General features: G+C 43.3%; 11 protein-coding genes. 2 read left to right on the top strand and 9 right to left on the bottom strand.

Annotated elements, in window-relative coordinates:
* Positions 1-228: 228 nt before the first annotated feature.
* The 6 genes from B5F78_RS04595 to B5F78_RS17065 form a co-directional block, all read right to left on the bottom strand.
* Complete coding sequence (locus tag B5F78_RS04595; protein WP_087406148.1) at positions 229-1,332, bottom strand: phosphotransferase enzyme family protein; 1,104 nt, start codon at positions 1,330-1,332, stop codon at positions 229-231.
* Between the two features lie 94 nt (positions 1,333-1,426).
* Positions 1,427-1,783, bottom strand: coding sequence for a DUF4870 domain-containing protein (locus tag B5F78_RS04590; protein WP_255376588.1), 357 nt, complete (start codon positions 1,781-1,783; stop codon positions 1,427-1,429).
* Positions 1,784-2,159: 376 nt separating this feature from the next.
* Positions 2,160-2,354: a hypothetical protein gene (locus tag B5F78_RS04585; protein WP_087207762.1), complete on the bottom strand. Its 195-nt coding sequence runs from the start codon at positions 2,352-2,354 to the stop codon at positions 2,160-2,162.
* A 120-nt stretch (positions 2,355-2,474) separates the two neighbouring features.
* Positions 2,475-3,119, bottom strand: a complete 645-nt coding sequence (locus tag B5F78_RS04580) for a cysteine peptidase family C39 domain-containing protein (protein ID WP_337959690.1) — start codon at positions 3,117-3,119, stop codon at positions 2,475-2,477.
* 4 nt (positions 3,120-3,123) lie between these two features.
* Positions 3,124-5,394 (bottom strand): outer membrane beta-barrel protein, encoded by a 2,271-nt coding sequence (locus tag B5F78_RS04575; protein ID WP_162608486.1) that lies wholly within the window; start codon positions 5,392-5,394, stop codon positions 3,124-3,126.
* Positions 5,395-5,679: 285 nt separating this feature from the next.
* Positions 5,680-5,829: a hypothetical protein gene (locus B5F78_RS17065; RefSeq protein WP_158100058.1), complete on the bottom strand. Its 150-nt coding sequence runs from the start codon at positions 5,827-5,829 to the stop codon at positions 5,680-5,682.
* Positions 5,830-5,946: 117 nt separating this feature from the next.
* On the opposite strand from B5F78_RS17065, the gene B5F78_RS04570 reads away from it, so the two are divergent.
* The gene (locus B5F78_RS04570) at positions 5,947-6,855 is read left to right on the top strand and encodes an IS982 family transposase (protein ID WP_087251341.1); all 909 of its coding nucleotides are present in this window, start codon (positions 5,947-5,949) and stop codon (positions 6,853-6,855) included.
* 283 nt (positions 6,856-7,138) lie between these two features.
* Here B5F78_RS04570 and B5F78_RS04565 read toward each other — a convergent pair whose 3' ends face one another.
* The 3 genes from B5F78_RS04565 to B5F78_RS04555 all read right to left on the bottom strand — a co-directional run bounded on the left by B5F78_RS04565 (position 7,139) and on the right by B5F78_RS04555 (position 10,074).
* Positions 7,139-7,711, bottom strand: a complete 573-nt coding sequence (locus tag B5F78_RS04565) for a hypothetical protein (RefSeq protein ID WP_087251344.1) — start codon at positions 7,709-7,711, stop codon at positions 7,139-7,141.
* 114 nt (positions 7,712-7,825) lie between these two features.
* Positions 7,826-8,062 (bottom strand): hypothetical protein, encoded by a 237-nt coding sequence (locus B5F78_RS04560; RefSeq protein WP_087396202.1) that lies wholly within the window; start codon positions 8,060-8,062, stop codon positions 7,826-7,828.
* Positions 8,063-8,355: 293 nt separating this feature from the next.
* Positions 8,356-10,074, bottom strand: a complete 1,719-nt coding sequence (locus tag B5F78_RS04555) for a hypothetical protein (RefSeq protein ID WP_087406141.1) — start codon at positions 10,072-10,074, stop codon at positions 8,356-8,358.
* Between the two features lie 288 nt (positions 10,075-10,362).
* On the opposite strand from B5F78_RS04555, the gene B5F78_RS16770 reads away from it, so the two are divergent.
* On the top strand, positions 10,363-10,641 hold the full coding sequence (locus B5F78_RS16770; protein ID WP_140400033.1) for a hypothetical protein: 279 nt from the start codon (positions 10,363-10,365) through the stop codon (positions 10,639-10,641).
* The last annotated feature ends 112 nt before the right edge of the window (positions 10,642-10,753 follow it).

The following is a 10,753-nucleotide window of genomic DNA, read 5'->3' as shown; positions in this document are numbered from 1 at the left end:
TGGCTTGATGTATCCGTTTTCGTGTGTGCTTTGGGCGATTTTTTGGTCCTTTTCGCTCCTGTTCTTCGTCAGATAGCCCGCTATCTTCCTCATCACAGAAGCGAAAATGTCTCAAAAACTCATCCCAAATCATCGCACGATAAATTCAAAACAGCTTCTGAGAAATGCGGCTGAAATCAAATCGTAAGTCTGATAATAGTCTGTAAAAATAATCTGCGGAAATCCGTGTTAATCTGCGTTTCCTCTTAAAGGGTTTTTCATTTGCTGTGAGATGTATTGTTGCATATCGGGAACAGCCTTGCATGTTTCTTGGTACAGCTTGTATTGCGCCCGTGTGCGGACGTAATTGTGTTCAGGACAGGCAGTTTGGTAATACGTGTCCCCGTTGAGGTAATCGGTCAGGAACCGTACCGCCTGCATATAGGGGAAGAGGCGGACGGCATAGGGCAGCATTTCTATTTCGAGCGGTGTGAGGAATGCGCTTGCCGATTCAAGATATCCGCGGGTGAAAGTCCGGAAAATATTCATGTTGAAATGTATTTTCTCCGTGTCTGGTTCATCTTCGGCAGCCGTGCTGGCGGCAGTGCGCAGGAAGTCGCCGAAGTCGGAAAACACGAATGAGGGCATCACCGTGTCCAGGTCGATGATGCAGAGCACCTTGCCTTCCGCATCGAACAGCATATTGCTTACCTTCGTATCGCAATGGCAAATCCGTTTAGGCAATTTGCCGGCACGGTACAGCCGTTCGGCAGCACACATGTCATCGGCATCCCGTTCCAGTGCGTCTATCAAATCCTGCACTTTTCCCTTTCGTCCTGCCTGGTCCGTTCTTATGGCTTCTCTTAACTGCTGCATCCGGAACTCCATATTGTGGAAGTCGGGGATGGTTTCTTCCAGCTTCTCGGGCAGGTCGGCAAGCATCGCTTCGAACTCTCCGAATTTCAACCCTACCAGATAGGCTGTATCCGGTGTCACCTTGGTTTGTGTGTACGAATCGCGGATATACACACAGGTTCGCCAGTAGTGCGTCCCGTCGAAGTGATAGGTCTTTCCTTCCGTGGTAGGCAGGAAATGCAATACTTTCCGTTCGATGTCCGGTTCTCCGCGTGCTATCAGTTTGGCTCGGATATGCCGGGTCACACATTCGATGTTGTGTTGCAGCAATTCCACATTGGTGAATACGTGGTGGTTGATTTGCTGAAGGATATAGTTGTCCGGACCATTTGTCTCGACAAGGTAAGTCCGGTTAATCAGTCCGGATTGTAAAGCCTGGATGCCCTTTATCTCTTTTATCTGAGGAAATCGGGAGGTAACATTTTGCAGTTCGGTCATGTTCATTGTCGCACGTTTTTTGCAAAGATAGACATTCCCGTGGATTTGTAGCAGGCTCTAGTCAGAAATCTTTCATTATCTGATCATCAGCCGGTTATTTGAACAAATAGATTGTTTTCGGATAAAACTGTCTGCTTTTTCTAGTGATGTTCATATAAACCAGAATGAAGAAAGGATACAACACGCTTGCAGCGGTGTAGAAACATGCGATGGGTGCCAGCCAGGCATAATCGGGCTTATTCCCGCTTGCCATCATATTGATGAAGCTCGTCCAGGCAATGATGGCATAAACGAAAACGAGACATCCGCACAGGAATTGGAAATTCAATGCCCTGCATGCTTGTTCTGATATTTCTCTGTTCTTTCTGCCGCCTTTATACAACCAGTAGAACCAGGGAAGTAAGATGTTGCCGAACGGGATAGGCAATAGGGCACCTATCAGTATGCACAGATGAAAGCAGAATAAAATGTATGAATGTTATGATTTTCCATAATAGATAAGTTTTATTGGTGATTGATACCGCAAATATATAACAAATACGTAAATACACTGAAGGAATCCAAGTACATTTAGTACACAAGGAAGCATAATGTATGCATTTGTTACATGGGGTTTATTGGATGTAACATAGAGAAAAAGAATTGAAACATCATGCTTGGGTTATAATTGTCTGTTTTCAGATATTGCGTCCATTCAAAACAGTCTCTAACGCTTGCAGCGTACTCGTCAGCAATGATTTTTCTTCAATGCGGGTACGGTCCGTACATTTTGTGTTTCTATAAAAGCAAGTATTTCTGTTGATATTTCCTTTCCTTCCTGAAATGGCTTATAAGCAACCGAGTATATGCTGCAGGATGCTTTCCCCTTCTCCGTAGGGATAAGGTATGCAGCATACTGCCGCAATCAGAACGGACAGAATGACAATCAATACAGTGATGTTCCAGCGTACCAATGCCGGAGGGATGGTGCCGATGATGCGGCGTACTTTTTCCGAGCGGAGTTCAATGCGTTTGTCGGTCATGTTTTGAGTTTTTAAGTTTTTGAGTTTTTAAGTTTTTTAGGTGACTAGGGACTAGGTGACTAGTTGACTAGGTTTCAAATACTAAGGTTTCCGCTGACAAAGCTATTTAAAACCTAGTCCCTAGTACCTAGTCCCTAAAATCAACTTGATATCTTGGTGCTTGATGCCCAAGTTAACGATCGCCTGCGTAAGGAAAGGCAGGATGAGCTGCAGCAGGCTCCCAACCAGCAGCCCCAAGGCAATCTGCACGAAGCACCGGCGGTATTGCTTCAGGTATCCCATCAGGAAGCGGAACGAGTGTATGCCTTCCGCCTCTTCCCCTTTTAGTCTGCCGAACTCCGGGGTAGGCTCCAAAAACATGGCTACCCCTTTTTCCTCCCCTTGCGAGGTGGTGCTTATCCAATGGCTCTTGAATTCTTCCTTGGTATATCTGATTTTCCCTTTGCCCGGGTCGGCGATGTAGAAGGTTTTTCCTCTCCTTATTTTATAGAGCACCACGAAATGGTTCTGGTTCCAGTGGAGGATGCATGAGAGTGATGAGGCATTCAACTGATTAACTGTAATACGTCCACAAACAGTTCGTAACCCTAATTTCTTGGCAGCATCACTGATACCCAATAAAGATACGCCTTCATTGGTCGCAAAACAATATTGATGCAATGTATCAGTCGAATATATCTTTTTATAATACCTACAAATCATTTGGAGGCATGCTACTCCACATTGCATGGCATCATGTTGTTTTATAAAGTGAAACCGAGCCATTACTCTATCTAATAACGTCCTTTATTTCCTTAAAGTTCTGCGAACCGCTTTCTATCGCATTTACATTCACCTGCTTGCCTCCTGAAAATCTCCATATAAGCGAAACGCCTACATACTGCACAGGCGTAGTAAAATCGTAGGTCACCTTATTGCCGTTGGCATTGCGGTCATATTTGCGGCGGTCGCCAAGAGCATTGAACATGAAAGTCAATTGCAGCTTATCTTTACACATCGTTTTATAAACCTGCCCGCCGATATTATAGATAGTATGGTAAGTACGGTCGTATGTCTTGAAAGTCGGCTCGCATATCAGGTTCAACATGCCGCCCCAGCCGTGATTGAAGGCAAAGGTGTTGTATATGGCATAATACTGGCGAAGTCTTGTTTTCCCATAGTAGACGCCGTCTAATGTAACATCTTCCGGATGGATTTCCAGACGACCGGAGGCTTTCATCCTCCACGGCTTGACCGGATTCAGATTCAGTTCCACTCCTATGCCATAGAAATCTGCCGATGGAAGATTTACCGGAATTGTATAAAACACATCAGATGCGCCCGGATTTTGTCTGGTTTCCCAATAAATGTTGTCCTTCGTATGCGAATACACCGCTGTCAGGTTCAGCAAATTGCGGAACAAAGAGGCACCGGCGATAAGCATATCCGCCGTAGGGGCTTTCAAGTCGGGATTGCCAACCGTATAATTGTATGGGTCACTCCAACGGACCGTAGATGAAATCGCCGCATACGGGATGTCGTCAAGGGTACGCTTATAATTCAGCATCAGCATATACTCGCCTTTCTTATCCAACGGCATCATCAGTTGTACGGTCGGATTAATCCCCCATTGTGTATCCGATGACTCTATTCCATCATCCAAGGTTTTATATTTAATTTCATTCAATTGCCAGTTCACGCCTACACTGTAATTGATTTTCCAGATTTGCCCTATAGCGGACACATACGCCAACGGAGTCAATCCTTTTGTTCGTGTTGCGGTTGAGCTTGTCGGGAAACGGTCGGTTTGATTGGAAGCATCGATAGCAGGATGATAATCAGAGACAATATAGTGCACGGACGCACCATATTTCCATACCAGCTTCTGGCTGCGAGGGTCGGTCACGTCAACCGAAAGTTTATACATATCCAGTGAAGATTCATCCTCCGACACATCCGATGTGTTGTCGCCATACGAATAGCCTGTACGGTTATCCGACTGGCGGTTAAAATAGTCGCCTGTTATATCCAGTGTTGTTCCTCTCCGGCTAAGTTTGGCAGTATATTTTAAGGTCGCTTCCTGATCAAGGTAATTGTCTTTACTTTCGATAGCCGGGCGGATGGCGTTTTCCTGGCTGCCAATGGTAAGTGAAGATGCCTTAAGCCGGTTTGTCGCCACATAGTAGCTGGCGCCAAGAGAGTGGTTCCCGTTTATCTGTTGGGTAAGGCTTAAACGGTTGTTGATGTTGTGTCCCCGGTATTTTGTCTCTTCATCAATTTGCGTACGCAAATCGGTCGACTGGTTCCATACGGTTTGGTCAGCTGTTTCTTCCTGCTGATTGAAATTCAAGGAAAGGTTATCATAAACATTCAGATTCTTATAACGGTAACGGATGACACCGCCTACGTTCTCATTACTGAACCCGTAATCGGGATAGAATGTGGCTCCTCCGTTCAGAGAGCCGTAATACCCGCCTTGGGGTGGCTGGCGGAGGGAAATATCAATCGTTCCTCCTGTCAGAGCCGCATTCTGATTGCTCCCTGCCAGATAGTTCACTTTCACCCGCTCTATCATATCCGCCGGAAGATTTTTCAGTTCATCCATATTGGCAAGCTTTATACCGTCCACATAAATCTCACTTACAGGAAGCCCGTTGATTTTATAACTGTCATCTTCTTTGGTTATCCCCGGAAGAAATGCCAAAGCATCGGCAGACTGCTTGCCTTTCACTATATCCGAAGAACGGAGATTAACGGTATAGCCATTCGCATTGTGGCGGATTCTTGAAGCGATGACATTCACTTCCTCCAGCATCAAGGCATCTTTCTTCATCATAATCGTTCCGAGGTTGCCCGCCTTGCAGGTTTTACGGACTGTGGTATAACCGATATAGGATACCAATAATGCATATTCCCTATCTGGCTGAACCGGTAAACGGAACACCCCTTCCGTATCCGAGGTGACTCCACAGACATACGATGAATCTTGTACATGCTGAAGGACAACGCTCACATAAGGCAACGGATTCCTATTTTCGTCTACTACCTTCCCTGAAATCATATCTTGTGCCATCATCCGGCACATCGAACAAACACATAATAAAATTAGTAATAAATACCGCTTCATGCAACAAATTATTTTCAGATGCTTTTATCTGCAAATTTAATCTTTTTCTTGATTTTACACGTCCTTTTGTTAGAGAAAAACGACTATATACTTCTGTTTTGTCAAAATGATTATGTTGCTGCTTGATGCTTCAATGCAATCACGTCGTAAAAATATTTACGGATATTGATTGTAGCATTTTCATAAACACGAGGGATTGGGCAAGAACCGTTCACCGATTCACTTCGTTGTTGAAAGCATATCGTACAAACAGGCAGCATCCGACAACTCAAGCATTGTTTCTACTTTGGCAGATTCAATTGAAAAGCCGCCACGCAGTTTGCCTGCTTCATCCTTTGATAATTTTGGGATTTTAGTTTCTTTATCCATAATATGATAACGTGAGTTCGATATAAGGAATAAAATTATTCATTTGAAAATTAGGAACATAGCGGTAAAATCATTAAATTTAAAGTATCAAGTTATAACATTTAAACGATTACCACTATGTTCTCAGCGGCTAAAGTTACGGAGATTTATTGTATGGCGGATGATTTTTGCAAGGAATTTGCCAAAGTTCAGGAAAAATATATGGTTGAAGACAAGAATCACAGGCATCGGAACAAGCCGAACCGGATGAACGATGCGGGAATCATGGTCATCCTGATTCTGTTCCACTCAGGAGGTTTCCGGTGTTTCAAGCATTATTACAAGGAATATATCTGCAAACATCTGATACACCTCTTCCCCCAATGTGTGTCCTATAACCGTTTTGTGGAACTGGAGAAAGAAGTCCTGTTGCTGCTTACCGTCTTCATCAAGGAGGTCCTGCTGGGTACCTGTACTGGCATCAGTTTTGTGGATTCCGCTCCGCTGCGTGTATGCCGGAACCAGCGTATATTGATTCACAAGACATTTGAGGGTCTTGCGGAGCGTGGGAAATGTTCCATGGGATGGTTTTTCGGCTTCAAACTGCATTTGATTATCAACGACAAAGGGGAAATCCTCAATTTCATGTTCACGCCGGGAAATGTGGATGACCGTGAGCCGTTGAAACAGGAAAAGTTCCTGAAAAACATAAAGGGCAAACTGTGTGCGGACAAAGGATACATCGGGCAGGCTTTGTTCGAGAACCTTTTCCTTAACGGAATACAGCTGATAACCAAAGTGAAGAACAATATGAAGAATTCTCTGATGAGTAGTGTAGCGGACAAAATCCTGTTGAGAAAGCGGGCTTTAATAGAAACGGTCAATGATGAGTTGAAAAATATTGCACAGATTGAACACTCCAGACACCGCTCCTTCAACAACTTCATTGCCAATTCACTTTCTGCTATTGCAGCATACTGCTTTTTTGAAAAGAAGCCCGCCATTGACCTGTATTTTGTCAAAGACGGGCAGCTTACGATGTTTTGAATTATATCGAACTCACGTTATGATAATTCACAAAATGTACCTACTCTATAAGCTTTTCGGTTTCCGCTCCTTTTTACCAGTCTGGTCTGGAATATAATAAGTTGACTGTATTATTCTTTGTGTTTACTTCTTCCTATCAGATACCACGCTATAGTAGGAATACTAAAGACATATATAGTAAATAAGTCTTTCATCTTTTCCGTCAGTAAATGGCAATGGAATAGGACAAATAATGAGATTCCATATAGCACCAATATGCTCCAGCCTATCATTTTGCTTTTACTCATTCGATTACATCCCAACGATTGTTATCATCTAAACATATGATGGCTAAAGCCCCAGCCATAGCAATGCTGCTAGTAAACATTCCTGTAAAAGATACTTCAGGTGTTGAGACCAAACGAGTGACACATCCCCACCAAGAAAGATGAGTGTATGTTACACGAGTTTGAGGAGTTTCTTCTTGAAATGAATAAAGAATATATCCATCTTTATTTTCTCGGGTAATATGCAGGACATTTGTATAACCATTCATTTGTCCGACAATCTTATTGCCTTGGGACACCATTATTAATTCAGGAATATTATCGTCATTAAAATCTGCACCATATTTATCTGTGTCATAGCATAAAAGATTGTAACCGTAGGAAAATCCCGAAATAGAATCTCGGAAACTGATTTTAAAAGACTTAACATCGTTACTTCGACTCGCATCGTTTTCATCAACTGTCATTTCCGATATAAATGCTTGGGCTTCTGGAAATCCTTGATTATAATTTTCATTTGCACTATCCTCTACAGAACAAGCATTTAACATAATTACTACTATACATAAAAATACTAATTTAATTTTCATATTTCATTTAGTTTTTTGAGTGTATTTGTTTGCCTACTCTATAAGCTTTTCGGTTTCCGCTCCTTTTTACCAGTTTGGTCTGGAATATAATAAGTCGACTTTATTATGTTCTTTTTATAAATCAATGTATCCCCAATAAGCTACGCTTTCAGAGACGAATCGGATAAGGTAACGTCCTTTCAGCGTAGAAGGCAACAGGCAAGATGTACCTCCGGCAGGGATAACCTGGTTGTAAACGGTTTCATTCGTTTCAGTATCTACCAATTCTAACGTACAAGCACTGCTGAAAGCATCAAACGTTACAAGGTAATCCTTTAAATATACATCAGGAACTTTAGCAGGAGACCTCATGATATGACCTTTAGCTGAATGAGGTTTCGTAAAACTTGCATAAATTTCTATCGGCATCCCACCTGATGTGCTACCAGCGTTTATGCTTTGTGAAGAAAGCAGTAGCATTAATAACAAAAAGAAAGAAAATCTATTCATATTCTTTACGTTTTTAAAATTACACCGCAAACATAAGAATAAAACAGAAACCTGTCAAAGAAAATGAGTACACTTAGTACACAACCGATGATAGGAAAGTTTAAACAATTGAATATAAGATGATTGAATAAAAGTACATTTAGTACTCTTCTGCACTATAGCTTATGAAGATTGGCATCGAAAGTCCGGCTTCCGCTTTCGCCGAACAATTTTTGATTCAGACGTGTGCGGATATTGGTGACACGTTGCTTACTGAGATTAAGCAAAACGGTAAGTTCGGAAGGAATAAAGTTCAGCTTTACCAACAGGCAGACTTTCCACTCTTGGTCAGTCAGTTGAGCTTCGTTAGCACTCAGCTTGGCATAAAACTCCGGCAAGGATTTTTCCACCACGCCTTGCAAGTCATTCCATTCGGCATCCGAAGGTACTGCCAGCTTGTAAGCATGTTGGTGCATACGCTTGACAATGTCATGTTGCAAGAGGCTTTGCTCCAATTCCCATTGACCGGCATGGGTATGTTCCTGGTAAACGGCAAGCATCTGCTGGAGCTTTTCGATTTCCTGTTCTTTCTGTTGCTGGAATTGTTGTTTGTTGGAACGGATACTTTGCAATTCTTCCGTAGCCTGATGGTATTGCATCATCAGGTCGGTGTACTTCCGGTTTGCAAGCATACGGGTCGTTTTTTGTTTCCGCTCATACAAATAAATTCCAGTTCCTCCAAACGACAACATCACAAAGCAGGCACAAAGCCCCAGCCATAGCCTTTGGTTTTCCTCCGATTTCTCTACCGCTATCCGCTGGCTTTCGGAATAATCGTACAAGGCTTGCGTACGGCTGATTTCATGGGCTGAGTTGCGAAGATTTGCCGTATCGTTGGCATTGGCAAACAGATGAGCATATTTAGCCACCGAATCGACCTCATGCATCCGGGTATAGACCGACATCAAACCCTTATACCCGCTTTCCGCATTCATTATATCAGCCGGATAATTCAGCAGTTTCCGATAATAGAAAACAGCCGAATCCAATCGTGCCATCTTCTCGTAATATTCTCCTATATAATAATAGAAGATTTCATATCCCGAAGAGACATTTCCGTCGCTCTCAAAAAAGCCCGAGTTGTTCCGGTATTCGTCCAATGCCTGTTTGGCTTTATCAAGGCTGTCATACCTCAAGTAATAGTCTGCCATAACGATTTGAGTGGCGGCAGCCCAATCCTTCCTGCCATATTTCGAATAATTACGGTAAGCTTGTTGAGTAAAATACACGACCGAATCTTCTTTGCTTAAAAGGAAATAAGCGCCACTTATATAATCTTGACACTGGATATACATCAGCGTATCTTTTGCCAACAGGGCATAACGCATGGCTTGTTTCCATTGCTCCAATTCCATCTGCGGATAACGTTGCCTGTCGAATAACAGTGCCATTTGCGCATAGATGCGGCTTACCTGCGCATAGTCGCAATCGGTTTCCGTTGTATCCGCTTCACCAATGGCATCGCGATAGTATTGCAGGGCAAGTGGGCTATTTCCCCGGTCACGCCAGACGCTTCCCATCAGGTAGCAGGCACGCATCCGCTCGTCACGGTTGCCATGCGAGAGGTAATAGTCGAGCACTTCATCCATATACGTAATGCTATCCAACGGAAGGTAAGCCTTGTTCATCGCCTCGGCTCGAAGCAGCAGGTAGCGCATGCGGTTGCGGCGCGGATAGGTAGCGACTTCTTTCTCCGCCTGTTCCAATACAAGCAAAGCCGAATCGGGAGATGCCTGCACCAGCCTTTCGGCTTCCGCCAGCACCTCCTTGCCTTTGGGATTCACGCAAGCGGTGATTCCTATCAGCCATATCGCCCAATAAAGCAATTTCTTCATGCCGCTTTGTTTCCTTACGGGAGGCAAAGGTACGCATTTCGATGGACAATCGAAAGGGGTCTATACTTCGCACGGTCATAAACTTGTCATTTTTTTGATTAATTCCGCAAAATGCCAATGGTGTGAAAAGGTTCCTGAAATAACTTCTTATTGGGTGAAATGCGGACATTCAATTTGATTATTTGATTATACCATGCACGGCATAAGTTTGTGCATTTTTCCCGGAACAATTGTTTCCGCATTTGGATTACATTATCGTTTCAGGCGGCTTCCTTTTATGGTTTTCATATGAAAACCGTACGGTTTCCATATCAAGAACGTACGGTTTCCATATCGAGAACGTACGGTTTCCATATCGAGAACGTAAAAGTATGCCGCCTGAAACAAAGATATAGGCTACATGCAAAGCCAAATGTTCCTTACCGATATGCCATCAAATGCAAGGATGATGTGCGCACCGTCTCTATGGAAATGGCATGGTACGAGGAGCAGGCAAATCCTGCCCCTACATGGCAATTGGGTAAAATGCGGATATTCGTTTATTTTAATCTGTGTAATCGGTGGTGAGAAAATGCACAAATGAAGGACCGGAAGCTTTTTGATACGATTTGAGCAGATTTGGATAAGATTCTATTAGCGTGTGTGGATAATCTTCGCTATCTTTGCAAAAATACATGAA

The organism is Bacteroides sp. An279, from assembly GCF_002159615.1.
GTDB lineage: Bacteria > Bacteroidota > Bacteroidia > Bacteroidales > Bacteroidaceae > Phocaeicola > Phocaeicola intestinalis.
Note: the sequence above shows the minus strand (reverse complement) of the source record. Positions and strands in the feature narration are given on the sequence as shown.

Excerpts from the sequence above, each read along its gene's own strand:
- B5F78_RS04595 (WP_087406148.1), bottom strand. The coding sequence starts at position 1,332 with ATGACCGAACTGCAAAATGTTACCTCCCGATTTCCTCAGATAAAAGAG.
- B5F78_RS04585 (WP_087207762.1), bottom strand. The coding sequence starts at position 2,354 with ATGACCGACAAACGCATTGAACTCCGCTCGGAAAAAGTACGCCGCATC.
- B5F78_RS04580 (WP_337959690.1), bottom strand. The coding sequence starts at position 3,119 with ATGGCTCGGTTTCACTTTATAAAACAACATGATGCCATGCAATGTGGA.
- B5F78_RS04575 (WP_162608486.1), bottom strand. The coding sequence starts at position 5,394 with ATGATTTCAGGGAAGGTAGTAGACGAAAATAGGAATCCGTTGCCTTAT.
- B5F78_RS17065 (WP_158100058.1), bottom strand. The coding sequence starts at position 5,829 with ATGGATAAAGAAACTAAAATCCCAAAATTATCAAAGGATGAAGCAGGC.
- B5F78_RS04570 (WP_087251341.1), top strand. The coding sequence starts at position 5,947 with ATGTTCTCAGCGGCTAAAGTTACGGAGATTTATTGTATGGCGGATGAT.
- B5F78_RS04565 (WP_087251344.1), bottom strand. The coding sequence starts at position 7,711 with ATGAAAATTAAATTAGTATTTTTATGTATAGTAGTAATTATGTTAAAT.
- B5F78_RS04560 (WP_087396202.1), bottom strand. The coding sequence starts at position 8,062 with ATGAGGTCTCCTGCTAAAGTTCCTGATGTATATTTAAAGGATTACCTT.
- B5F78_RS04555 (WP_087406141.1), bottom strand. The coding sequence starts at position 10,074 with ATGAAGAAATTGCTTTATTGGGCGATATGGCTGATAGGAATCACCGCT.
- B5F78_RS16770 (WP_140400033.1), top strand. The coding sequence starts at position 10,363 with ATGAAAACCGTACGGTTTCCATATCAAGAACGTACGGTTTCCATATCG.